The organism is Mesorhizobium sp. B2-5-4, assembly GCF_006441095.1.
Taxonomy (GTDB): domain Bacteria; phylum Pseudomonadota; class Alphaproteobacteria; order Rhizobiales; family Rhizobiaceae; genus Mesorhizobium; species Mesorhizobium salmacidum.
Genome location: NZ_VFUR01000007.1, coordinates 261,657 through 284,052 on the forward strand (window position 1 = coordinate 261,657; position 22,396 = coordinate 284,052).

Genomic DNA, 22,396 nt, shown 5'->3' on the forward strand with positions numbered 1-22,396 from the left:
CAAAACTGCGGCAGAGCCTAATTCAGGCCTTCCTTTCATCATAGCGAGGGCAGTCATGACCGCCGTCACACCGAAATTCGGGATGGGCGCTTTCGTTCGGCGCCCCGATAATTTCCCGTTCTGCCATTTCGAGACCCGCAAGGTGCCCTCGGCGGCGGGCAGAGACGCATTGCCAAAGTGACATCCGGGGCGGAGGCGCAACCAGAAACCACCGGCGGCCACGGTACGCTCAGGGGCATCGTGCTGAAGATCGTCTCCGTGGCGGTTTTTGTCGGCATGCAAACCTGTATCAAGGCGGCGGGCGACGTGCCTGCCGGGCAGATCGTCTTCTTCCGTTCCTTCTTCGCCATCTTCCCGATCATTGCCTTCCTGGCATTGAAAGGACATCTGGCCACGGCGTTCGTCACGAAACGTCCCTTCAACCACGTCGCGCGTGGCGTCGTCGGCGTCGGTGCCATGGGGCTCGGCTTTTTCGCGCTCACCAGGTTGCCGTTGCCGGAGGCGATCACCCTGAACTATGCACAGCCGCTGCTGGTCGTGGTGTTCTCCTCGGTGTTCCTTGGCGAGACGATCCGTGTTTATCGCTGGACTGCCGTCGCGATCGGCCTCATCGGCGTGCTCATCATTTCCTGGCCGGAACTGACGCTGCTCAATTCGGATCAAGGGCTGGACGACCAGGAGGTCCTGGGCGTCATGGCCGCGCTGGCGGCCGCGGCAATCTCGGCTGTCGCCATGTTGCTCGTGCGCAATCTCGTGCAGACAGAGAAGACGGCCACCATCGTGCTGTGGTTCTCGTCAACGGCGAGCGTGCTCTCGCTGCTGACGCTGCCCTTCGGCTGGCAATCGCTGACGCCGGCGCAAGCAGCACTGCTCATCATGGCTGGCTTTTGTGGCGGCCTCGGCCAGATTCTGATGACCGCGGCCTATCGCCATGCCGAAGCCTCGGTCGTGGCGCCTTTCGAATACACTTCGATGATCCTTGGCGTCGTCGTCGGCTATTTCGTTTTCGGCGACGTGACCTCGTCCGGCACGCTGGTCGGTGGTGTGATCGTGGTGGCCGCCGGCATCTTCATCATCTGGCGCGAACGGCAACTGGGTCTGGAGCGCACCCGCACCCGCAAGGCGGCCCTGCCGCAGGGATGATCACGACCGTTCCGTCCGCTCTTTCGCCAACCGCACCAACACCGCTCTTGTCTGTTCGTCGGCCGGGAAGAACGACTCGATCGCCAGTTCAGAAAGCGTCACATCCAGCGGTGTGCCGAACACGGTAATGGTGCTGATGAAGGAAAGCACCATGTCGCCATGGGCAAGCCTGAGCGGGTGCACGATGGCATTCGGCTCGATCGGCGCCGGCCGGCTGCTCTTCAGGCCGGAGGGGTAGCCGCGAAGCTCTTGCTCCAATGCGATCAGCTCCGGGTCGCTGGCGGCATCGTTCTGTTGCTTCAGCCGTTCGAGCAGGTGGATGCGCCATTCCTGGAGATTCACGATACGCGGCGCGACACCACCTGGGTGCAGGCTGAGCCGCAGCACATTGACGGGTGGCTGGAGCAATGAGGGCTCGGAAACATCGGCCAGGAATGGCCCGATTGCCGCGTTGGCCTTAACCAGGTTCCAATGCCGGTCCACCGCCAATGCCGGAAACGGCTCATGCCCCTTGAGCACCATCTCGACCGCCGCCATTGCCGGCGCCAGCGTCCTATCGGTGAGCGGCCGTTCGCTGAAGCTCGGCGCGAAGCCCGCGGCCAGCAGCAATTGATTGCGTTGCCGCAGTGGGATCGCAAGCTGCTCGGCCAGATGCAGCACCATGTCGCGCGAGGGTGCGGCGCGACCGCTTTCGACGAAAGAGAGATGCCGCTGCGAAATTTCGGCTTCCATGGCGAGGTCGAGCTGGCTCATGCGGCGCCGCGTGCGCCATTCGCGGATGAGACTGCCGGCGGAGGTTTGAGGCGTTGTCATGGGAGGATGGTTAAGCCTCGGGCCAAAGCATTTCAATTACCTGCGAGGTCATCGCTAGGAGAGCGCCCGCAGCTTCGCCTTCACCTCGAGAAAATCCCGCCACGCGAGCTTCTTGTGTGCGGGCGTCCGCAAGAGATAGGCCGGGTGCAATGTCGGCATGGCCGGAATAGCAATGCCGGACGCCGTGGTGTGGACGCGCCAGTTGCCGCGCAGCCGCAGGATTCCTTCCGAGGTGTTGAGCAAGGTCTTGGCCGACGGACCGCCGAGATTGATCAGCACCTTGGGACTGACCAGCTCGATCTGACGCTCGATGAACGGTCGGCAGATCTCGGTCTCGTGCGGCGTCGGCGTGCGGTTGCCAGGCGGCCGCCAGGGAATGACATTGGCGATGTAGACCGAGCCTCGGTCGAGCCCGATCGCGGCCAGCATGCGGTCGAGCAGGCGGCCCGAGCGGCCGACGAAGGGCAATCCTTCAATGTCCTCGTCGCGGCCGGGGGCTTCACCGACCAGCATGACAGCGGCTTGCGGGTTGCCGTCGGCGAATACCAGGTTCTTGGCGGTGGCCTTGAGATTGCAGCCCTCGAAAGCGGCCATGTGCTGGCGCAGCTCGTCCAGGGATGCCGCCGCGTTCGCCAGTTGGCGCGCCAGCGCCGCCTGCGCCTCGTCGGGCACGGCCGAGGTCGACGGGCGCGGGGCCGGAGCATCCGGCACGGCGCGCCCATCGAGCCGCGGCGGAGCCGCGGGCGGCTGCTCTGGTGCGCTGCTTTCGCGTGGCGTCGCCGTCGGCATGCGCTGCGCCGGCTTCGGCGCGGCCTCCGCGAACCGGTTTACCGGCGCATCCTCCAAAGCCTCGTCAACACCCGCGCTGGCATAGAAGGCGAGCAGATCGGCGAAATCGACCGGATGGTTGGGAGAGGCGGCAGTCATGGCCGCACCATCGTCCGGGCGGCGCCAATTTGCAACCTCGGGAAGGCCGTGGCGGCAGCCAATCCCGCTGCCAAGGAGACGTCGCGGTCTAGCCAGTGGGTATGCGTGGATCCTGCACGAGATAGAAGGTCCATCGCGGCGTGTAGTCGGTCATCAGGAATTCGAAGCGGGCGATCTTCAGCGGATCGACCTTGCCGTTCTTGAACAGCAGCCGATCATAGGGTTCGAACTCGCGATCGAAATCGGCGAAATTGCTCGACCAGATATTGTCAGGTGTCTTGTTGCGCTGGTCGAACGAAAGCCCGTCTCCGAACACGCTTGGCTGGTCCAGTATTTCCTGCAGCTCGAACTGGAATTCAATCCAGCCCTGGCCGCTGTTGTTGAGCACGTCTATGCGCATATACATGATGCCGTTGGCGAACTCCCCCGCCTTGCCGAATGTCTGGATCGGCTTTGTGGTGCGGATGGTCAGCGTCACAGGTGTCGCCGAATTCAGCTCTTCGGTGATAACAAGCGGATCGTCCTTGGTTCCGATGCCGGAGGCCCCGGTGATGCGGAAACCGCCAAGCTCGTCGGAGAATGAGTACGCGCCTGTCGACCAGACCTTCACTTCATCGGCGACGGCATGATCCGGCGCCAAAGCCAGAAGGGCCAAAGTAATCGCCCGGCAGGCCCGGCCGGGCGTTGATGGAAAGCGCGTCGAAGAGAAGCCGCCTGGCCCGGGAATGCGCATGGCGGGAAGTATGGCCGATAAGCAAGCCGTCGAACAATAAAAAACGCAAGTTTGGCGGGTCGCGCCGCGCGGAAGCGGCTTGCCTGCCGCGGAATGCGCGACTTTTTGGCCAAATCCGCATTGTCACGTATGCGCCGGTTTCCTGTCGCCAAATGATGCGCTATGCAGCGCAAGAGCCAGCAAGATACGCCAACGGCGGCAAGCCAGTGCGGAGGGGTTGATGAGCGATATCGAACGCGAAAGCATGGAATTCGACGTGGTCATCGTCGGTGCCGGACCGGCCGGCCTTGCCGCGGCCATCCGCCTCAAGCAGGTCAATCCCGAGCTCTCGGTCGTCGTGCTGGAAAAGGGCGGCGAGGTCGGCGCCCATATCCTATCGGGTGCCGTCGTCGATCCGATCGGCATCGACCGGCTGTTGCCCGGCTGGCGCGAGGAGGATGGTCATCCCTTCAAGACGCCGGTCACGGCGGACCATTTCCTGGTGCTCGGCCCCGCCGGCTCGTTCCGCCTACCCAACATCCTCATGCCGCCGCTGATGAACAACCACGGCAACTATATCGTCTCGCTGGGGAACGTCTGCCGTTGGCTGGCCGGCAAGGCCGAGGCGCTTGGCGTCGAGATCTATCCAGGCTTTGCCGCGACCGGCCTGCTCTACAATGAAGAAGGTGCCGTCACCGGCGTCGTTACCGGAGACATGGGCGTCGAGAAGGATGGCACGCACGGTCCGGGCTTCGCGCCGGGCATGGCGCTGATGGGCAGGTATGTGCTGATCGGCGAGGGCGCGCGCGGTTCGCTCGCCAAGCAGTTGATCGCCAGATACAAACTCTCCGATGGCCGCGAGCCGGGCAAATACGGCATCGGCCTCAAGGAACTCTGGCAGGTCAAGCCGGAGAACCATCGGCCCGGTCTGGTGCAGCATTCCTTCGGCTGGCCGCTCGACATGAAGACCGGCGGCGGTTCGTTCCTCTATCATCTGGAGGACAACCAGGTGGCTGTCGGCTTCGTCCTCCACCTCAACTACAAGAACCCTTATCTGTCGCCCTTCGAGGAATTCCAGCGCTTCAAGACCCATCCGGCGATCGCAGGCACATTCGAGGGCGCCAAGCGCCTGGGCTACGGTGCGCGCGCCATAACGGAAGGTGGTTGGCAGTCGGTGCCGAAACTGTCGTTCCCGGGCGGCGCGCTGATCGGATGCGCGGCGGGCTTCGTCAATGTGCCGCGCATCAAGGGTTCCCATAATGCCGTGCTGTCCGGCATGCTGGCGGCCGATCATGTCGCCGAGGCGATCGGCGCCGGCCGTGCCAATGACGAGCTTTCCGCCTACGAAGAAGCCTGGCGCGCGACCGACATCGGCAAGGACCTGAAGAAGGTGCGCAACGTCAAGCCGCTATGGTCGCGCTTCGGCACTGTCATAGGCGTCAGCCTCGGCGGCCTCGATATGTGGCTGAACACGCTGTTCGGCGTCTCGCCCTTCGGCACGCTGAAGCATGGCAAGGCCGACTATGCCACGCTCGAGCCTGCCGCCCAGCACAAGAAGATCGCTTATCCGAAGCCGGATGGCGTGCTCACCTTCGACCGTCTCTCCTCGGTGTTCCTGTCCAATACCAATCACGAGGAAAACGAGCCGGTGCACCTCATCGTCGGCGACATGGCGCTGCAGCAACGGTCCGAGCACGATGTCTTTGCCGGACCTTCCACGCGCTATTGTCCGGCGGGCGTCTATGAGTGGGTGGACAAGGATGGCAACGCCGCCGCCGATCCGCAAGCCAAGGACGTGCGCTTCGTCATCAATGCGCAGAACTGCGTCCACTGCAAGACCTGCGACATCAAGGACCCGAACCAGAACATCAACTGGGTGCCGCCGCAGGGCGGTGAAGGACCGGTCTACCAGGGTATGTGAGCGGCGGCGGACCTCGTCTGTCGCCGCAGGGGCGGCCGTTTCAACCAAGCCCGTTGAAGCGCCGCTCGGAGTATGGTCTCATGGCTTCCGGAGAGGAGGCGGACATGCGCCCGAGGAATCTGACTATGATCGCCGCAGCCGGCATGCTGGTCTGCGCATCGGCTGCTTCGGCCGACACAAAGCTCACCGTGCATATCCGCAGCTATGACGTTGCCGGCAGGACCGGCGCCGCCCTTGTCGAGGCGATGGACCGATTGGGGCCCAAGCACGGCTATATGGCGCGCGCCATCGCCGAAACCGGCTACACCACGCACTGGGATCTCGATGTCGCCCGTCAGGATGGGACCTGTCGCCTGCGCCAGGCCAACGGGACGCTCGACGTGACCTACACTTTCCCACGGCGGCTCTCGCCAACAGATCCAGGCCTGCGCAAGCGCTGGGACCGGTTCATGGCCGGCGTGCGCAAGCATGAGCATACGCACGGCCGCATTGCGGCGCGGATGATGCGGGCCACCGAAACCGCGCTTGTCGGGCTGAAGCGTCCCGACAACTGGTTCTGTGCGGGCACGCACGTCGAAGCGAGGCGGCGGATCAACGCCATCTATGCCGAATACGAAGCCAGGCAGAATGCGTTCGATGCGCGCGAGCATCGTGATGGCGGCCATGTCGAGCACCTGGTCGACGCGCTGACCAGACCTTGAAGGCGTCGTTGGCGTCTAGAGCAAAGTGCGTGGCGGTTTTCCCGGGCAAAGCGCGCAGCGCTTTCCTTGGGAAGTGCGTCGAAATGTCGAAATAAAGAGTTAGAGCGGTTCGGTGATTCTAACAACACTGAACCGCGCTTGCCCATTCGCGATGGTGCCCCGTCTTGGGACGGCGAAGCATCAGCCGCGCGGCTTACCTTGGAGATCGTGTGCCGCGAGCGCGCTCTCGTGCTCGTCATGCGGTTGCTTGTCGCCCGTGCGGACGGAGAACTCGACCAGCACCGGCAGATGGTCGGAGCCGGTATCCTCCAGCCGCGTCGAAGACAGGATGGTCAGCCCGCCCTTGCTGAACACCTGGTCGATCGGCAGGCCTGCATAGCGGCGCAGGAAATCGGGCAGTGTCCGGTGAATCCAGGTCGGGCCGGCTGAAGGCATGAGTGTCAGCCCGCCGAGAGCCGCGACCCGCCGCACCGCGGCACTCCAAGGCACGGCGTTGCAATCCCCGGCCAGGATCGCTGTCTCGCCGAGCTCGGCCAGTGGCTGCGCCAGTTCGCCAATCTGCCAGTATTGCTCCTTCGGCCAGGGCCAGGTCAAATGGATCGCGGCGACATCGACATCGCTCCCGCCAAAGTCGATGGTGGCGGTCGCCATCGCGCCGCGCGGCTCGCAACGCGGCGCGGTGTCGGCGACAAACGGCCGGCGCGACAGCAGCGCAACGCCGAACATGCGGTTCGGGTAAGGGCAGAGGATCCGGTAGGGATAGGCGCTGGCGATGTAGCCAAGCTCGGTCGTCCACATCGCCGACACCTCGTCGAGCGTGATCACGTCCGGATTGGTGCGGCCGATCAGTGAGAGCACTTTCTTCGGCGTTGGATTGTTGAAGCGAAGGTTCATCTGCAGCAGGCTGTAGACGATCTGGTCGGCGGGCTTGGCAACCGCCGGCTGCGGCCACAGCCTTGGCAATGCGCTTGCTGTCGTGACCAGGCAGGCGACCGCGAAGAGCAGTGCCGCGGCCGCTTGCAGCCGGTAGGAACTTGCAAGCAGCGGCAGCGCCAAAAGCGCCATCAGCACGCTGAGGTGAATGCGAAAATGCGAGAAGGAATCGAAAGCGGGGTGCAACGCGCCGAAAAACCCTGCCAACAAAGCGGCCGACAATGCCGTCATCGCCAGGAATGCCAGCCCAGCCATCATGTTCAAGCGCGCGCCTGTTGTCATTGAGGTCTTGTCTGCGAGGTCGTGTCCGCTGAATGCCGCCTGTCGATCAGTTCGATTTGCTTATCGGCCAAATTGCGGCCGAGCAAGACGACGAATTGCCTCGCCGAGCCTTCAAGCGACCGCCTACTGGAATGCTGTCTCCGAAAAGCTCCGGAGCTTGCGCGAATGCAGCCGCTCCATCGGCATCTCGGCCAGCTTTTCCATCGCCCTGATGCCGATGGTCAGGTGTTGCGCCACCTGGCGTTTGTAGAACTCTGTCGCCATGCCAGGCAATTTCAACTCGCCATGCAGCGGCTTGTCGGAAACGCACAGCAGCGTGCCGTAGGGGACGCGGAAGCGGAAGCCATTGGCGGCGATCGTCGCCGATTCCATATCGAGGGCGATAGCGCGCGACTGCGACAGGCGCTGCACCGGTCCGCGCTGGTCGCGCAGTTCCCAGTTTCGGTTGTCGATGGTGGCGACGGTGCCCGTGCGCATGATGCGCTTCAGATCATAACCCGACAGGCCGGTGACCTCGGCTACTGCTTCCTGTAGCGCAACCTGGATCTCGGCCAACGGCGGGATCGGCACCCACACCGGCAGATCGTCGTCCAGCACGTGGTCTTCGCGCACATAGGCATGCGCGAGCACATAATCGCCCAGCGCCTGGGTGTTGCGCAGCCCGGCGCAGTGACCAAGCATCACCCAGGCATGTGGCCGAAGCACGGCGATATGGTCGGTAATGGTCTTGGCGTTGGAAGGACCCACGCCAATATTGACCATGGTGATGCCACCATGGTTCGGCTTCTTCAGATGGTAGGCCGGCATCTGCGGCAGGCGCTGTGGCGCTACGCCTTCACTGGGAGCGCTCTGCCCGGACCGGGTGATAACGTTGCCAGGTTCGACAAATTCCGTGTAGCCTTCACCACCGTTTTCCATCAGGTCGCGGGCGCGGGCGACGAACTCGTCGATATAGAACTGATAGTTGGTGAACAGCACGAAATTCTGGAAATGCTGCGGGCTGGTTGCAGTGTAGTGCGTCATGCGGTGCAGTGAATAGTCGATGCGCTGCGCCGTGAACGGCGCCAGCGGCCGGGGCTCGCCGAAGGCGACCTCGAACGTACCGTTGGCGATCTGATCGTCGGTGCCGTCGAGATCCGGCACGTCGAACAGGTCGCGGATCGGCCGCTTGATACGTTCGGCATCAGCGCCGTCGACATAGGTGCCTTCCAGGAAAGCGAAATGCAGCGGGATCGGCGTGGTCGATTCCGAGACGGTCACCGACACGCCGTGATTGCGCATGATCAGCCGAAGCTGCTCGATGAGGTAGGTCTCGAACAGGTCCGGCTGGGTAACCGTGGTGGCGAAATGACCGGGCGTCGGCATGTGGCCATAGGCCTGGCGAGAGTCGACCTGGGTGAACGAACTCGTGGTGACGCCAATCTCGGGGTAGAAGGCCCGGTAGCGCTTGCTGCTGTCGCCGCCGGCGGCAAGGGCCGCGAAGGAATCGCGCAGGAACTTGGTGTTGCGGTCGTAGAGCACCTGCAGCGCGGCAACGGCCTTTTCGGCGTTGTCGAAGCTCTGCCGGCCAAAAGGCTCGGGCATGACGACAGATTCGATGGCTTGGGGATAGATTCGCTTTTCCATGGCCCAATATAGAGACTTGGGCGGCCGGTTGGGAGGGGTGTCGCCGCCGAAGGCGCCCAAAGCGCCCCTTTTTTCTTCAACCCCGCTGCAGGCTGACCAGCAGAACGAACCCGACGCCAGACTTTCTGAGCGCCGGCGCCTCGATCGTCGAGCCGGCATCGGCGCGCATCATCGGTACCGCCAGGACCGGGGCGGCCAGAACCATCAGGATAAGCGCCGCCCGCGGCAGGAGCCGGAGGGTCTTGAGAGTGTTGGCGGCGATGCGGTTCATGATGTCTGCGCTTTTCTTTTCGAGGTCCGGGCTATTTGGTTTCAGTGGCGAAGGTTGGTCGGGCAGGCGAGATGGCAGAGCCTGGAGGCTTCGTCCCAGGAGCGGGGGGAACGGCCCGCTTCGGCGACGAGAATGGCGAAGAACATTCCAAACAGGCTCATCAGCAGGCAGACGATGGTGAAGCGGCGAGCAAGCATTGGGTCTGTGTCTCCTTCAACACGCATGAGAATGCCCTGACGCCGCTGAACCGGCTCTGATGCCGGCGTTCATCTGCGGTTCAAATTGATTGACGCGACGTTGGCTGGGTCGCCGCCGGCCCCGGACGGCGATCGGGTGCGACAGTCAGCGCATCAGTAAAACGAAAACGGGGCCCGCCGGGCCCCGTTTTGAGATCACTGGGAAATGGTCGATCAGAGCTTGTGCCAAGTCTGGCTCTTGCAGATCAGTCCGCCGAGCACGCAGCCGCTCATCTTGAGCGAGGCGCCCGATAATGTCGCCTTGCCCGAATAGGTCTTGTCGTTTGCCGGGTCGGTGATGTTGCCGGTATATTTGTTGTCGCCGGCCGCCTTGAGCGAGCCGATGGTCTTGCCGGCATATTTGCCGGACTTGAGCGTGATGGAAAATGAACCGCCGCCTGAAATGGCCGCCGTGTCGCCTGCCTGCGTTTTCCAGTTGCCCTCTATCGGATCGGCCCACGCCGCGCCGCTCAGGATTAAAGTGGCCGCCAGGGCCAGGCTCACTTTTCGAAACATGTCTTCCTCCCTCTGGATAGCCGGCCGGATGCTCCGCCTCGCCGGTCTGCCGCTTACGCAAACGTAAGCTAATCCAGCTTCCGTCAAAACAAAAGCGGTGCCGCTACGGAAGACTTTGGCATTTTGAAAGCGCCTAAATTCGCTCTGTCGGCGCGGAAATGAAAACGATCGGCTCGTCGCGTTTGTTTCCCGTGGTTAGCGGAGTGTTGATTGCGGCCGTGAAAATTTTCGTCAAATTTGGCGAAAACCAGCCGAATTGCTGGCCCCGTATCGTTAACGAATTTCTGTGTTTACCTCTTGTTTTAGCTTTGTTTTCCTCAAATTAAGCACGCCATTTAACGACGGATTCAAGCCTGCGCGGCATTCTCGAAAGCATCGAAAGAGCGGCCCGGACAAGACAAACGGAGGCAGCTCTCGGGAGCCAGACAGGGGACTAAAATGGCACGTTTTGAAATGCTTGAAGCAGGCTTCGGCGCCATGGGGGCAACTGCCCAGGCCGACATTCTTTTCGAACTGGGCATGATGTATGCGACCGGCCGCGATTGCGAGACCGACGTCGTTGCCGCCCACAAATGGTTCAACATCGCCGCCATCAAGGGTTCGGTCCGCGCCGCCGAGCTGCGCTCGGAACTCTCGGCGGCCATGTCGAAGGTCGAGATCGCCAAGGCGCTGCGCGAAGCCCGCGAATGGATGACCATGCACTGAGTTCCGCCAGACGGGAACGCTCCGGCCAAGACCGCTGAAAAGACGGTCGGGCCAACAGGGATAGGCTGCGCAGACAGCCAGGCCACAGGCCAACAACAAAAAGGATGCGGCAGGCCGACAGGTCCAAGCCGCCCGACGAACCATGATCCCGAAAGTGGAATCGGGGCCTCGGCAAGATCATGGCCAACAGGAAGACAGGGTAGGTGGGTTGGGTTCACAGCGCGGGGGCGCCGGGGAAACGGCCTGACAGGCAAAAAAGCCACGACCAGCCGGAACAAGGCTGGCGTGGCTTTTTTGCTTGAATGAGGCCTGGCAGGCCCAATCGAGTGGCGCCAATGCGCCTAGACAGGTCCGATGAAGGATGAAATTGTCCCGCCTCTCTGGAAGAAGCGCGGCCGGAGCGGCCGCGCGTGAGTGGAGGAGTTCTATTGTCATGAAAAAAATGAGTATTTTGAGCGCGGCCATTTTCGGCCTGATGATGAGTGCGCCGGTCGCATTCGCCGACGACATCACCGTCTCGGTGGTCGGCCCGATGACCGGACAACTCGCGACCATCGGCGATCAGTTCAAGCAGGGCGCACAGGCCGCCGCCGATGCCATCAACGCCGCGGGCGGCGTCAACGGCTCGATGATCAAGCTCGACATCGAGGACGACCAGTGCGATCCAAAGCAGGCCGTGTCGGTCGCCAACCGCATCGTTGCCAACGGCGTCAAGTTCATCGACGGTCATGCCTGCTCCGGTTCGAGCATCCCGGCCTCGGCGGTCTACGCAGAAGCCGGTGCGCTGATGATGAGCCCGGCGTCCTCGAACCCGGTGCTGACCGATGCTGCGGCAAAGGCCGGCTGGCCGACGATCATGCGTCTTTATACGCGTGACGACGCGCAGGGGGCCTTCATCGGCCCTTGGATCGCCAAGAAGTATGCCGGAAAGAAAGTCGTCATCCTGCACGACAAGAGCGCCTACGGTCAGGGCGTGGCTGACGCTGTCAGGGCAACCATGAATACTGGTGGCCTCAAGGAAGTCTACTATGACGCCATCAACCCCGGCGAGAAGGACTATTCGGCGCTTGTCACCAAGCTGAAGGATCTCAAGGCCGATGTCGTTTATTTCGGCGGCTACCATCCTGAGGCCGGGCTGATCCTGCGTCAGTCGGCGGAGCAAAACCTAAAGTTCCAGCTGATCATGCCGGATTCGATCGCCTCGCCGGAGTTCTGGCAGGTTGCCGGCCCGGCCGGCGAGGGCACCATGTTCGTGTTCCCGTCGGATCCGCAGGCAAAGCCGGAAGCCAAGGCGGCCGTCGAGAAGATCAAGGCGGGCGGCTTCGTGCCGGAAGGCTTCACGCTGTTCTCCTACGCCGTGGTCCAGGCTTTCGCCGAAGGCATCAAGCGTGCCGGCGGCGACGATCCGGCCAAGGTTGCCGAAGCGTTGAAGAACGGCACGCCGATCAGCACCGTTGTCGGCGACGTCACCTTCGACGAGAAGGGCGACCTCAAGAATGCCAGCTACGACATCAACCAGTGGCACGACGGCAAGTACGCGCCGATCGCGCAGTAACCGCTCTGACAGCCCAGGAAATGGCCGGGTTCGTCCCGGCCATTTCTGTTTGCGGCCCGCGATGCGCTCCTGCTATCAACTGGTGGCTGAGTTCGACGCGCTCTGTTCCTCGACGAACCGCACCAGCACCGTCCCGTCAGTGACCTGCGCCCCTTCCCCGGCGATCTCGGCGATCACGCCATCATGCGGGGCGGCGATGGTATGCTCCATCTTCATCGCTTCGAGGATCAGCAGAATTTGCCCCTTGATCACAGCGTCGCCTTTCGCCACGCGCACAAGCTTGACGAGACCCGGCATCGGCGCGCGCAGGCTGCCGGAGGCGGCAGCTGCTTCATCGCTCCTGGCCAGGGGATCCGGCACGGTGAAAGCATATCCGGCAGCGCCTTCGAACACCGTGATGTGGGCGGGCCAGCGGGCGAGGCGGGGAACGGCGCGAAGATCATGCGAATTGGTGCTATCGTAAGGCGCATCGAGCGCCACCCGAAAGCGTCCGTCCGGCCGCATTGAAACCTTTGCCTGAATTTGCTCGTCGCCGAACTTCAGCCGCATGCGCCGCACCACGCCGTGGAAATGCGCATAGCCGGCAAGCGACGACCACGGGTCGTCCGACGACGGCAATGCTCCGGCACCCGAGGCCGCCAGGACGGCAGCCGAGATGATTTCGCCGGTCGGGGGCGCGACCGCCGTCAGCGCTTCCTGGTGTCGGCCGATCAGGCCGGTATCGACGTCGCCTGCTGCAAAATCCGGATCGGCCGTAAGAGCGGCAAGAAAAGCGGTGTTGACGGTGGAGCCGGCAATCTCGGTTTGCGCGAGCGCTGTGCGGAGCGCTTCCAGCGCCGCCTGTCTGTCCCCGGCATGGACGACCAGCTTCGCGATCATGGGGTCGTAATAGGGCGAAATCGCATCGCCAGCCCGCACGCCAGTCTCAATGCGCATCGCGGCTCCTTCTGGGGCAACGCCCGGGAATTTCAGGTGGTGCAGCGTGCCCGTCGCCGGCAGAAAGCCCTTGGCCGCGTCCTCGGCATAGATGCGCGCCTCGAAAGCATGGCCAGAAAGCGCGATCTCGCTTTGTGTCTTCGGCAGTTTTTCGCCGCTGGCGACCCGCAACTGCCACTCGACCAGATCGGTGCCGGTGACCATCTCGGTGACTGGATGCTCGACCTGCAGGCGGGTGTTCATTTCCATGAACCAGAAGCGGTCGGCCTTGAGGCCTTGCGAGGCGTCGACGATGAACTCGATGGTGCCGGCGCCGGAATAGTTGATTGCCTTGGCGGCCTTCACCGCCGCTTCCGTCATCGCCTTGCGCAAAGCCGGTGTCATGCCGGGGGCGGGGGCCTCCTCGATCACCTTCTGGTGGCGGCGTTGCGCCGAGCAGTCGCGTTCGTAGAAATGCACCGCGTCGCCGAAATTGTCGCCGAACACCTGCACTTCGATATGCCGTGGCTTGTCGACATATTTTTCGACCAGCACACGGTCGTCGCCGAAGGCGGCCTTGGCCTCGCGCCGGGCGCTGGACAGCGCCTCGGAAAAGTCATCGGGATGCTCGACGCGCCGCATGCCCTTGCCGCCGCCGCCGGCACGCGCCTTGATCAGCACGGGATAGCCGATCTCGCGGGCCTTTGAGGCCAGCAGCACGATTTCCTGCGCCTCGCCATGATAACCCGGAACGACCGGAACGCCGGCCTTCTCCATCAGCCGCTTGGCGGCGTCCTTCAGCCCCATGGCGCGGATCGAGGCCGCCGACGGGCCGATGAAAATGAGACCGGCAGTCACCACCTGGTCGACGAAATCGGGGTTTTCCGACAGGAATCCGTAACCGGGATGGATGGCCTGCGCGCCCGTTGCAAGAGCCGCCGCAACGATCCTGTCACCGCGCAGATAACTCTCGCCGACGGGCGAGGGGCCGATATGGACCGCCTCGTCGGCCATCTCGACATGCAGGGATCTCGCATCGGCATCCGAATAGACTGCGACGGTGTGCACGCCGAGCTTGCGCGCTGTGCGGATGACACGGCAAGCGATCTCGCCCCGATTGGCGATCAGGATTTTCGTGAACATGGAGCCTCCCGGATTAGGGTCGGGCGGCGCCATTCCGGCAGGCGCCTGCTTATTTGGACGCGGCGATCTCGCAGGCGCCGCCGTTTGTCACCTTGTAGTGGTCGCGCGTGGCCAGGCAGGATTTCATGGCCAGTTCCTCTGCCATCTCTTGCGACGGCGCGTTCAGTCGCGCGCCGCAGAGAATGTGGAGAGAAACCACCCTGGAGTACGGCGTGGTGGCATAGGCGGAATGGCCGGTGGCCGCGACATAGGCCTGGTAGGCCCTGGTGCATGGTGACTCCGGATCGCCATTCAAAGTCGGCGGGAAACGCTTGTCCCCCCCGCTTCCCGCCAGCGAGCCGGCCACGCTCGCGCCATGTGCCGCGGTTGGCAGTAATGCTGAAAGTATTAGAGTAGACACATTCCGTTAGTATTTCAGTTTCATTTGTACCCCATCCCTGTTTAAAAGTGCAAGATGAGAAATTACGAATATTATACAACGCGGCCAGATCTGCAGGGGAGGCTCTTGTTTTGGTGAACGCATGAGCGGCGTGGCTTATAAAGTTCATTCTTCACCCAATGTTGCAAGAATACGTCGGTATAATTCCGTCATGGCTTCGTCGAAGCAGCAGAAAACGACGGTTTCGGGAAGTGCGTTCTGCTTGATGAAGTCATTGACCTCAGTAGCGGCGACATTGGTCGCTTCGTCTTTCGGATAGTGGTACACACCGGTCGAAATGGCCGGGAATGCCACCGAGCGGCAGTCATTGGCGACTGCTAGTTCAAGCGAACGCCGGTAACAGGAGGCCAGCAATTCGGCTTCGCCCTTGCCGCCGCCCTGCCAGACGGGCCCGACAGTATGGATGATGTGTCGAGCCGGCAGTTTATAACCCTTGGTGATCTTGGCATCGCCGGTCTTGCAGCCATTGAGCATGCGACATTCGAATTCGAGCTCCGGCCCAGCGGCGCGGTGAATGGCTCCATCGACCCCGCCGCCACCGAGCAGCGAGGAGTTGGCAGCATTAACGATGGCATCGACCGCCAGCTTGGTGATGTCGCCGGTGTGAACGCTGATCCGGTCGCCCATAGCGCTCATCATCACATCCTGAACACGCCGAAGCGTGTCTCCTCGATCTCGGCGTTGAGCGCGGCCGACAGGCTGAGCGCCAGCACCTCGCGTGTCCTGGCCGGATCGATGATGCCGTCATCCCAGAGCCTTGCCGAGGAATAGAGCGGATGGCCTTCATGCTCGTATTTCATCAGGATCGGCTTCTTGAATTTCGCCTCCTCCTCGGCGCTCCATTCCCCGCCCTTGCGCTCGATGCCCTCGCGCTTGACCATGGCGAGTACGGCTGCCGCCTGCTCGCCGCCCATCACCGAGATGCGGGCGTTGGGCCACATCCACAGGAAGCGAGGTGAGTAGGCGCGGCCGCACATGCCGTAATTGCCGGCCCCGAACGAACCGCCGATGATGACGGTCACCTTGGGCACCCTGGCGGTCGCCACCGCCATCACCAGCTTGGCGCCGTCCTTGGCGATGCCGCCCGCCTCGTATTTCCTGCCGACCATGAAGCCGGTGATGTTCTGCAGGAAAACCAGCGGGATCTTGCGCTGGCAGCACAATTCGATGAAGTGCGCGCCTTTCAGCGCGCTCTCGGAAAACAGCACGCCATTGTTGGCGATGATGCCGACCGGCATGCCGTGGAGATGGGCAAAGCCGGTGATCAGCGTCGTGCCGTAGTTCTGCTTGAATTCATCGAATTCGGAGCCGTCGACAACGCGCGCGATCACTTCGCGCACGTCATAGGGCTGGCGCAGATCGGTCGGGACGATGCCGTAGAGTTCATCTGCCGGGTGAAGCGGCGGATGAGCTTTCTGTAAGCTCAGGCTTACAGCCTTGTTCCGATTCAGGTTCTTGATGATGCGCCGGCAGATGGCAAGCGCGTGTTCGTCGTCCAGCGCGTAGTGATCGGCGACACCGGACAGCTTGGTGTGAACATCCGCGCCACCCAATTCTTCGGCGCTGACGTCCTCGCCGGTGGCCGCCTTTACCAGCGGCGGTCCGCCGAGGAAGATGGTCGCCTGGTTGCGCACCATGATCGTCTCGTCCGACATCGCCGGCACATAGGCGCCGCCAGCCGTGCAGGAACCCATGACGCAGGCGATCTGCGGGATGCCGGCAGCCGACATGTTGGCCTGGTTGTAGAAGATGCGGCCGAAATGCTCGCGGTCGGGAAAGACCTCGTCCTGGTTTGGCAGATTGGCGCCGCCGCTGTCGACCAGATAGACGCAAGGCAGATTGTTCTGAAGCGCGATCTCCTGCGCGCGCAGATGCTTTTTCACCGTCAGCGGATAATAGGTGCCTCCCTTCACTGTGGCGTCGTTGACGACGACCATCACCTCGGTACCCTCGACGCGGCCGATGCCGGCGATCAGGCCGGCCGACGAGATCTCCTCGCCATACATGGACCACGCCGCGAACTGGCCGATCTCGAGGAAGGGCGAGCCGGTGTCCAGCAATTGCGCCAGACGTTCGCGCGGCAGCAGCTTGCCACGACCGACGTGGCGTTCGCGCGCCTCGTCCGAGCCGCCGCGCTCGACGGCCGCGGCCTTTTCAGCGATGTCGGCAACCAGCGCCCGCATGCGCTCGGCATTGGCGCGGAAGGTTTCGGAGGAGGGCGAAATCTGGGTCTGGAGGACAGCCACGCTACACCCCCTCCGCCATGATCTCGCGGCCGATCAGCCAGCGGCGGATTTCGCTGGTGCCGGCGCCGATCTCGTACAGCTTGGCGTCGCGCAAAAGCCGGCCGGTCGGATAGTCGTTGATATAGCCGTTTCCACCAAGCAGTTGAATGGCGTCGAGCGCCATCTGCGTCGCTCTCTCGGCGGCAAACAGCACGCAGCCGGCGGCATCCTTGCGGGTGGTCTGGCCGCGGTCGCAAGCGGCTGCGACGGCGTAGACGTAAGCGCGCGCGGCATTCAGCGCCGTATACATATCGGCAAGCTTGCCTTGTACCAGTTGGAATTCCCCAATCGGCTGGCCGAACTGCTTGCGCTCGTGAACATAGGGGATCGCCACGTCGAGGCACGCCGCCATCAAGCCGATCGGGCCGCCGGCAAGCACGGTGCGTTCATAGTCAAGGCCAGACATCAGCACCTCGACGCCGCGTCCTTCCTCGTGCAGCACATTGTCGAACGGCACCTCGACATCCGAGAAAACCAGTTCGCCGGTGTTGGATCCCCGCATGCCGAGCTTGTCGAGTTTCTGCGCCACCGAAAATCCCGGCATCGCCTTTTCGACGATGAAGGCGGTGATGCCGCGCGATTCCCTTTCCGGGTCGGTCTTGGCGTAGACAACCAGCGTTTCGGCGTCCGGGCCGTTGGTGATCCACATCTTAGTGCCGTTGAGCACATAGCCGTCATTGCGCTTTTCGGCGCGCAATTTGAGCGAAACCACGTCGGAGCCGGCGCCGGGCTCCGACATGGCGAGCGCGCCGACGTGCTCGCCCGAACATAGCGGCGGCAGGTATTTTTCCTTCTGTGCCGGCGTTGCCCAGCGGTTGATCTGGTTGACGCAGAGATTGGAGTGGGCGCCATAGGAGAGGCCGACCGATGCCGAGGCCCGCGAGATTTCCTCGACCGCGATCACATGGGCTAGATAGCCCATGCCGCTGCCGCCGAAATCGGGATCGGCGGTAATGCCGAGCAGGCCGAGCGCGCCGAGTTCTCGCCACAGATGCGCCGGGAATTCGTTCTCCCGGTCGATGTCGGCGGCGATCGGCGCGATCCTGTCCTGCGCGAAACGCCGGACCAGGTCGCGCAGGGCCTCGACGTCCTCGTCATGCCCGAAGCTGAGCGTGTTCGTGTACATGCCATTCCTCCTGCAGCATGACCCCCCGAAAATCGACTTCGTCTTTCGGCAAGGATCATGCGCGAAATTAAAGTGCTACAGCATACTTTGCGCATCCGAAGGGACGCGCGGCGCTGTAGTATCGGTAGCCATCCTCGCGCCGACTAGGCGCATTGTCATCGAAAGGTATGTCTCCGTTACCTCGGCGATGGACAATCGCTCGCCCGGCCGGAACCAAACGATGACGCCGGTCATCATCTGGATCAGCGCCATGGCCGTCAGGCCGGTGTCCTCGATGCTGAAAATACCAGCCTCGGCGCCATCGCGCAGGATCGAACGCAGTTCCTTTTCGTAGGCCGTGCGCATGCGCAGGATCTGTGTCAGCCTGTCGGGCGACAGGCTGCGCAATTCCATGTTCGATACATGCGTGGCGTGGCGGCGCCCGATATGAAAGGCGATGTGGTTGCGCACATAGGCGGCAAGCTGCCGAGCCGGATCCGCGCCGGCCGGCCTGGAGTGCTCCCACGCTTCGCGAAGCCCTTGCATATGGTCGCGCATCAGCGTGAACAGCAGGTCTTCCTTGGTCGGGAAATAGCGGTAGAGCGCGGCTGCCTGCACGCCGACCTCGGCGGCCAATTGGCGCATCGACATCGCTTCATAGCCATAGCGCGCAATCAGGTTGACCGCCGCCTCGCGGACTGCCGCTTCGGTTCGCTCGCCGTCTGATCCTGTGGTGCGTGCCATCATCGCCTCGTTGACGGCAGATAATAAAACGAACGTTCAATTAATTCAAGGGAGGAGAAATCCGTCTACGTCATGATCTTGAAATCTCCAGGCGTGGTCCAGGTCTCCAGCTCGTCCAGCTCGATCCGCGAGACAGCAGCGCCGGGCGGGCCTTGCCGAAGCCGTTCGATCATGGCCGCGACAGCCGCGTCGGCGCCGGTAAGCCATGCCGTAACCGAGCCGTCTCTTTCGTTGCGCACCCAGCCCAGCAGCTCGAGCCTTGTCGCTTCGCCTCGCGCCCAGATCCTGTAGCCGACGCCTTGGACCTTGCCATATATGCGCGCCTGCACTGCCCTTTTCCGGTCTTTCATGGCTCGCTCCCTTGCATAGAGTGTGGCGCAGCGCCGAACGAAGGCAACTGGCTTGAGGTCTATTCAATCGAGAACCTGGATTCTTTGCGGAAAATGGATGACTCGATCTAGTAAATGATTGACTAAGTCAATTTGATAGCGATCGTCTCTATGGCCTGGTAATTTCACGGGAGGCACCTGGCATGCGCGATCGGAATGGCTTGGTCCGCGATATCCGCCACTTCAACCGGTTCTACACCGGCCTGATCGGGTTGCTCACGAGACATTGATGCACAGCGCCTATACCCTGACCGAGGCGCGGGTGCTGTTCGAGATCGGCCACCGCCCTCGCCATAGCGCCACCAATCCCGGCGGCAAGACAGGTTTTCTGTCGCGAGCGTTTCGGCTCGATGTCGAACCGGTGGCCTCCGCGGTCGCCCGGGACCTCCAGGTGGATCCTGCCTATGTCGCGAGAATTCTTCGCAAATTCTCTGCCGCCGGCCTGACTGAAATGTGCACCGGTCCCGCACCTTTGCGGCCGCGCGTCCTATCGCTCACTGCGCGCGGCCAGGCCGCGCTTGCCGCACTTCATGCGGCCACGGATTGTGATCTTGCCCGCCTGACCGCGGGGCTGAATGACAGGGAAGCCGCGGAGTTGTCTGATATGCTGACGCGTGTCAGCCATCTGCTCGGCGCAGCGATGCCTCCCGAGCACCGCGAAGCGCCCTAGTTTCCGCGCGCCGCTGCCAATGCGCCGGGCAATTCCTCGGCGAAGATATCCAGTTCGTGGTCGAGACCGACACTGACGCGGATGCAGCGGTCGAGCCCTGGCGCCATCGGCTTGCGGATGAAGACGTCGCGCGACAACAATCCCTGCAGCACTTTCAGAGCGAAAGCACCGTCATGGCCGCAGTCGATGGTGACGAAATTGGTCGCCGAGGCGAGCGGCTTCAACCCATTCTGTTCGGCAATATCAGCGATGCGCCGCCGTCCGGCGGCCACCCGGGCCACCACCGTCTCGAGATAGACCTGATCGGCGAGCGCCTCGACGCCGGCGATCTGCGCCATGCGGCTGACGCCGTAGTGGTTGCGGATCTTCTCGAAGTCGCTGATCACTTGCGTCTCGGCCAACGCATAGCCGCACCGTATGCCGGCAAGTCCGTAGGCCTTCGAAAAGGTTCGCATGCGGATGACGTTTGGCCGCGAGATGTTGATCGGCGGCAGGGCCGAGGCCGGCCCCAGTTCGCCATAGGCCTCGTCGAGCACCAGCATGGTGCTTTCCGGCAAGGCTTGTATGAAGCCGATGACCTCGTCGGCTTCCCACCAGCTGCCCATCGGATTGTCCGGGTTGGACAGATAGACCAGTGGCGCCTTCTCCCTGACGACCGCCGCGAGCAGACCGTCCAGGTTTTCGCGATCGTTCTCGTAACGGACGGTCACCAGCCGGCCGCCGACACCGGCAATGTGGAAGTTGAAGGTCGGATAGGCGCCGAGCGAGGTGACCACCGCATCACCAGGCGCCACATACATGCGGGCCACCAGGCTGAGCAGGCCGTCGATGCCTTCGCCGACAACGACGTTCTCGACCGCCACATTGTGATGAGCGGCCGCCGCGACTTTCAGGTCGTAATTGTCCGGGTCACAATACATCCACTGGTCGCGCGCGACACTCTCCATGCGGGCGATGACGCGCGGCGAGGGGCCAAAGCTGCTTTCATTGGCACCGATGCGGGCACGGAAAGCGCGCCCGCGCTCTCGTTCCTGCGCTTCGGGGCCGACAAACGGCACCGTCGACGGGAGTGCGGCGATGAGCGGCGAGAGGGCAGGGCGCGTTGGCATGTCGAAAGCTCGCTTGGAAGGAGCCTTCTTGCTAGCGTGACCGGATGGTTGGCGCAAGGTCGCCACGTCCGCACCCGCGACCCTGGATTCCTTCGCCTCTTTTTGATAGCGAGACTCTATGAACAATCATCTCCCGCCCGCCTGGTCCAAGCACGTCAAGCCTGGCCCCACGCCGAAGCCAAGATCGCCGCAAGCCAATCCGCAGACGGCAAATTCGCTCTCACGTACACAGGCCGACGAGGCGCTGCTGGAAACAGGCATATGCCCTCCAGCAAGCCAAACGCCTCAACGAGGCTCAGGACCTGTGCCTTCAAGTTCTGTCGCGCACGCCAAACCACCCCCTCGCTCTTTAGATGTCATAGCGGACGTAGCCGCCGATGCGCAGGCAGGTTTCGGTGCCGGGGATGTAGAAGTAGCCAGCGCCATAGACGTCGCAAATCTTGACGTATTCAGCGGGTTCCGGCTCGGCGACGACGACGGCGTCGGCGGCGCGCGCACCGGAAACTGCGATCAGGGCCGCAGCGGAGCCGAGAAGAAGGCTCGTGATGTTCATTTTCTGACCTCCAGTCAGAATCGAACGAATTGGCGGCTGGCAGAGCGATAGCCGGAATCGCCAGGACCAGCAGCGTCAAATTATCTAATTGTTATTGCTGGAAATCTTGGCATCGACAGAGCTGTGCGATGCCCTTCCCGAGAGATGGGTGACAGTTCATTCCGGATAGATGGGTTACACTTTCGGCCCTTTGCAAGGAGAGCAAGGTGCCTTGGAAGGAGTGTAACGTCATGGACGAGCGGCTGAAGTTCGTCGCGCGGCTGCTGGACGGCGAGAAGATGGCCGTGCTTTGCCGTGAGTTCGATATCTCGCGCAAGACCGGCTACAAGATCCTCACGCGCTACAATGATAGCGGCTTGGAGGGGCTGACGGATCGATCGCGCCGGCCCTACCGCCATGCCAATCAGCTTCCGTTTCAAATCGAGAAGCTGATTGTGCGTCTGAAGCAAGACAAGCCGACTTGGGGTGCGCCGAAGATACGCGAGCGGCTGGCCCGGCTATATCCGGATGTGCACCGGCCCGCGATTTCGACCGTGCACGCCGTGCTCGACCGGCACGGCATGATCGAGCACCGCAAGCGAAGGCGCAACAGGGCGACGGGAACACCGCTTTCCAACGGCTGTCGGCCCAACGATCTTTGGTGTGCCGACTACAAGGGCGAGTTCATGCTCGCCGATCGGCGCTATTGCTATCCGCTGACGAT

At 62.6% G+C, this 22,396-nt stretch carries 23 protein-coding genes and 1 pseudogene; 7 read left to right on the top strand and 17 right to left on the bottom strand.

Annotated features, from left to right (window positions below; genetic code table 11):
- Nucleotides 1-177 precede the first annotated feature (177 nt).
- Entirely contained in the window at nt 178-1,143 is a 966-nt protein-coding gene (locus tag FJ492_RS11810) for a DMT family transporter (protein ID WP_140769962.1), read from the top strand.
- On the opposite strand, the gene FJ492_RS11815 is transcribed toward FJ492_RS11810, so the two are convergent.
- The 3 genes from FJ492_RS11815 to FJ492_RS11825 all read right to left on the bottom strand — a co-directional run bounded on the left by FJ492_RS11815 (nt 1,144) and on the right by FJ492_RS11825 (nt 3,616).
- On the bottom strand, nt 1,144-1,956 hold the full coding sequence (locus FJ492_RS11815; RefSeq protein WP_140769964.1) for a helix-turn-helix transcriptional regulator: 813 nt from the start codon (nt 1,954-1,956) through the stop codon (nt 1,144-1,146).
- Between the two features lie 54 nt (nt 1,957-2,010).
- On the bottom strand, nt 2,011-2,883 hold the full coding sequence (locus FJ492_RS11820; RefSeq protein WP_140769966.1) for a uracil-DNA glycosylase: 873 nt from the start codon (nt 2,881-2,883) through the stop codon (nt 2,011-2,013).
- Between the two features lie 88 nt (nt 2,884-2,971).
- Nucleotides 2,972-3,616: a hypothetical protein gene (locus tag FJ492_RS11825; protein ID WP_140717094.1), complete on the bottom strand. Its 645-nt coding sequence runs from the start codon at nt 3,614-3,616 to the stop codon at nt 2,972-2,974.
- A gap of 220 nt (nt 3,617-3,836) precedes the next feature.
- On the opposite strand from FJ492_RS11825, the gene FJ492_RS11830 reads away from it, so the two are divergent.
- Nucleotides 3,837-5,516, top strand: a complete 1,680-nt coding sequence (locus FJ492_RS11830; RefSeq protein WP_140717096.1) for an electron transfer flavoprotein-ubiquinone oxidoreductase — start codon at nt 3,837-3,839, stop codon at nt 5,514-5,516.
- Between the two features lie 125 nt (nt 5,517-5,641).
- Complete coding sequence (locus FJ492_RS11835; RefSeq protein WP_348641909.1) at nt 5,642-6,217, top strand: DUF922 domain-containing protein; 576 nt, start codon at nt 5,642-5,644, stop codon at nt 6,215-6,217.
- Nucleotides 6,218-6,397: 180 nt separating this feature from the next.
- On the opposite strand, the gene FJ492_RS11840 is transcribed toward FJ492_RS11835, so the two are convergent.
- From FJ492_RS11840 to FJ492_RS11855, 5 genes are all read right to left on the bottom strand, one after another.
- The gene (locus FJ492_RS11840) at nt 6,398-7,408 is read right to left on the bottom strand and encodes an endonuclease/exonuclease/phosphatase family protein (RefSeq protein WP_181166639.1); all 1,011 of its coding nucleotides are present in this window, start codon (nt 7,406-7,408) and stop codon (nt 6,398-6,400) included.
- A gap of 147 nt (nt 7,409-7,555) precedes the next feature.
- Nucleotides 7,556-9,016, bottom strand: coding sequence for an AMP nucleosidase (locus tag FJ492_RS11845; RefSeq protein WP_246672913.1), 1,461 nt, complete (start codon nt 9,014-9,016; stop codon nt 7,556-7,558).
- Nucleotides 9,017-9,134: 118 nt separating this feature from the next.
- Nucleotides 9,135-9,329: a hypothetical protein gene (locus FJ492_RS11850; protein ID WP_140717102.1), complete on the bottom strand. Its 195-nt coding sequence runs from the start codon at nt 9,327-9,329 to the stop codon at nt 9,135-9,137.
- Between the two features lie 41 nt (nt 9,330-9,370).
- Nucleotides 9,371-9,526, bottom strand: a complete 156-nt coding sequence (locus tag FJ492_RS28740) for a hypothetical protein (protein ID WP_181165876.1) — start codon at nt 9,524-9,526, stop codon at nt 9,371-9,373.
- 213 nt (nt 9,527-9,739) lie between these two features.
- Nucleotides 9,740-10,081 carry a DUF2147 domain-containing protein gene (locus FJ492_RS11855; protein ID WP_027143911.1) on the bottom strand — a complete coding sequence of 114 codons (342 nt, stop codon included), beginning with the start codon at nt 10,079-10,081 and terminating at the stop codon, nt 9,740-9,742.
- A gap of 438 nt (nt 10,082-10,519) precedes the next feature.
- Here FJ492_RS11855 and FJ492_RS11860 point away from each other — a divergent pair, with 438 nt between their 5' ends.
- Nucleotides 10,520-10,786: a sel1 repeat family protein gene (locus tag FJ492_RS11860; protein WP_006199745.1), complete on the top strand. Its 267-nt coding sequence runs from the start codon at nt 10,520-10,522 to the stop codon at nt 10,784-10,786.
- A 433-nt stretch (nt 10,787-11,219) separates the two neighbouring features.
- Nucleotides 11,220-12,341: a branched-chain amino acid ABC transporter substrate-binding protein gene (locus tag FJ492_RS11865; RefSeq protein WP_027143910.1), complete on the top strand. Its 1,122-nt coding sequence runs from the start codon at nt 11,220-11,222 to the stop codon at nt 12,339-12,341.
- A 75-nt stretch (nt 12,342-12,416) separates the two neighbouring features.
- On the opposite strand, the gene FJ492_RS11870 is transcribed toward FJ492_RS11865, so the two are convergent.
- From FJ492_RS11870 to FJ492_RS11900, 7 genes are all read right to left on the bottom strand, one after another.
- Nucleotides 12,417-14,399 carry an acetyl/propionyl/methylcrotonyl-CoA carboxylase subunit alpha gene (locus FJ492_RS11870; protein ID WP_140769968.1) on the bottom strand — a complete coding sequence of 661 codons (1,983 nt, stop codon included), beginning with the start codon at nt 14,397-14,399 and terminating at the stop codon, nt 12,417-12,419.
- A gap of 49 nt (nt 14,400-14,448) precedes the next feature.
- Nucleotides 14,449-14,745: a hypothetical protein gene (locus tag FJ492_RS11875; protein ID WP_140506245.1), complete on the bottom strand. Its 297-nt coding sequence runs from the start codon at nt 14,743-14,745 to the stop codon at nt 14,449-14,451.
- A 198-nt stretch (nt 14,746-14,943) separates the two neighbouring features.
- Complete coding sequence (locus tag FJ492_RS11880) at nt 14,944-15,474, bottom strand: O-acetyl-ADP-ribose deacetylase (protein WP_140717110.1); 531 nt, start codon at nt 15,472-15,474, stop codon at nt 14,944-14,946.
- Between the two features lie 2 nt (nt 15,475-15,476).
- Nucleotides 15,477-17,084: a carboxyl transferase domain-containing protein gene (locus tag FJ492_RS11885; protein WP_140717112.1), complete on the bottom strand. Its 1,608-nt coding sequence runs from the start codon at nt 17,082-17,084 to the stop codon at nt 15,477-15,479.
- 1 nt (nt 17,085) lies between these two features.
- Complete coding sequence (locus FJ492_RS11890; RefSeq protein WP_140769970.1) at nt 17,086-18,249, bottom strand: isovaleryl-CoA dehydrogenase; 1,164 nt, start codon at nt 18,247-18,249, stop codon at nt 17,086-17,088.
- Between the two features lie 75 nt (nt 18,250-18,324).
- Complete coding sequence (locus FJ492_RS11895) at nt 18,325-18,972, bottom strand: TetR/AcrR family transcriptional regulator (protein WP_140746729.1); 648 nt, start codon at nt 18,970-18,972, stop codon at nt 18,325-18,327.
- Between the two features lie 65 nt (nt 18,973-19,037).
- The gene (locus FJ492_RS11900) at nt 19,038-19,322 is read right to left on the bottom strand and encodes an acylphosphatase (protein ID WP_140769972.1); all 285 of its coding nucleotides are present in this window, start codon (nt 19,320-19,322) and stop codon (nt 19,038-19,040) included.
- Between the two features lie 268 nt (nt 19,323-19,590).
- Here FJ492_RS11900 and FJ492_RS11905 point away from each other — a divergent pair, with 268 nt between their 5' ends.
- A complete protein-coding gene (locus FJ492_RS11905; protein WP_246676008.1) occupies nt 19,591-20,031 on the top strand; it encodes a MarR family winged helix-turn-helix transcriptional regulator in 441 nt (146 codons plus the stop codon).
- On the opposite strand, the gene FJ492_RS11910 is transcribed toward FJ492_RS11905, so the two are convergent.
- Nucleotides 20,028-21,140, bottom strand: coding sequence for a pyridoxal phosphate-dependent aminotransferase (locus FJ492_RS11910; protein ID WP_140746720.1), 1,113 nt, complete (start codon nt 21,138-21,140; stop codon nt 20,028-20,030). The genes FJ492_RS11905 and FJ492_RS11910 overlap by 4 nt on opposite strands.
- Nucleotides 21,141-21,492: 352 nt before the next feature.
- Nucleotides 21,493-21,693: pseudogene (locus FJ492_RS11920) on the bottom strand (porin); the annotation flags it as partial.
- A 230-nt stretch (nt 21,694-21,923) separates the two neighbouring features.
- Between FJ492_RS11920 and FJ492_RS11925 the strand changes: the two are divergent.
- Nucleotides 21,924-22,396 (top strand): helix-turn-helix domain-containing protein (locus FJ492_RS11925; RefSeq protein WP_140769974.1); only part of this gene is annotated, 473 nt, incomplete at its 3' end.

Bases quoted from the DNA above. Each gene is read 5' to 3' on its own strand.
- FJ492_RS11900 (WP_140769972.1), bottom strand. From the start codon at position 19,322: ATGAAAGACCGGAAAAGGGCAGTGCAGGCGCGCATATATGGCAAGGTC.
- FJ492_RS28740 (WP_181165876.1), bottom strand. From the start codon at position 9,526: ATGCTTGCTCGCCGCTTCACCATCGTCTGCCTGCTGATGAGCCTGTTT.
- FJ492_RS11840 (WP_181166639.1), bottom strand. From the start codon at position 7,408: ATGATGGCTGGGCTGGCATTCCTGGCGATGACGGCATTGTCGGCCGCT.
- FJ492_RS11845 (WP_246672913.1), bottom strand. From the start codon at position 9,016: ATGCCCGAGCCTTTTGGCCGGCAGAGCTTCGACAACGCCGAAAAGGCC.
- FJ492_RS11860 (WP_006199745.1), top strand. From the start codon at position 10,520: ATGGCACGTTTTGAAATGCTTGAAGCAGGCTTCGGCGCCATGGGGGCA.
- FJ492_RS11820 (WP_140769966.1), bottom strand. From the start codon at position 2,883: ATGACTGCCGCCTCTCCCAACCATCCGGTCGATTTCGCCGATCTGCTC.
- FJ492_RS11865 (WP_027143910.1), top strand. From the start codon at position 11,220: ATGAAAAAAATGAGTATTTTGAGCGCGGCCATTTTCGGCCTGATGATG.
- FJ492_RS11850 (WP_140717102.1), bottom strand. From the start codon at position 9,329: ATGAACCGCATCGCCGCCAACACTCTCAAGACCCTCCGGCTCCTGCCG.
- FJ492_RS11890 (WP_140769970.1), bottom strand. From the start codon at position 18,249: ATGTACACGAACACGCTCAGCTTCGGGCATGACGAGGACGTCGAGGCC.
- FJ492_RS11855 (WP_027143911.1), bottom strand. From the start codon at position 10,081: ATGTTTCGAAAAGTGAGCCTGGCCCTGGCGGCCACTTTAATCCTGAGC.
- FJ492_RS11910 (WP_140746720.1), bottom strand. From the start codon at position 21,140: ATGCCAACGCGCCCTGCCCTCTCGCCGCTCATCGCCGCACTCCCGTCG.
- FJ492_RS11895 (WP_140746729.1), bottom strand. From the start codon at position 18,972: ATGGCACGCACCACAGGATCAGACGGCGAGCGAACCGAAGCGGCAGTC.
- FJ492_RS11835 (WP_348641909.1), top strand. From the start codon at position 5,642: ATGATCGCCGCAGCCGGCATGCTGGTCTGCGCATCGGCTGCTTCGGCC.
- FJ492_RS11830 (WP_140717096.1), top strand. From the start codon at position 3,837: ATGAGCGATATCGAACGCGAAAGCATGGAATTCGACGTGGTCATCGTC.
- FJ492_RS11880 (WP_140717110.1), bottom strand. From the start codon at position 15,474: ATGAGCGCTATGGGCGACCGGATCAGCGTTCACACCGGCGACATCACC.
- FJ492_RS11905 (WP_246676008.1), top strand. From the start codon at position 19,591: ATGCACAGCGCCTATACCCTGACCGAGGCGCGGGTGCTGTTCGAGATC.
- FJ492_RS11815 (WP_140769964.1), bottom strand. From the start codon at position 1,956: ATGACAACGCCTCAAACCTCCGCCGGCAGTCTCATCCGCGAATGGCGC.
- FJ492_RS11825 (WP_140717094.1), bottom strand. From the start codon at position 3,616: ATGCGCATTCCCGGGCCAGGCGGCTTCTCTTCGACGCGCTTTCCATCA.
- FJ492_RS11870 (WP_140769968.1), bottom strand. From the start codon at position 14,399: ATGTTCACGAAAATCCTGATCGCCAATCGGGGCGAGATCGCTTGCCGT.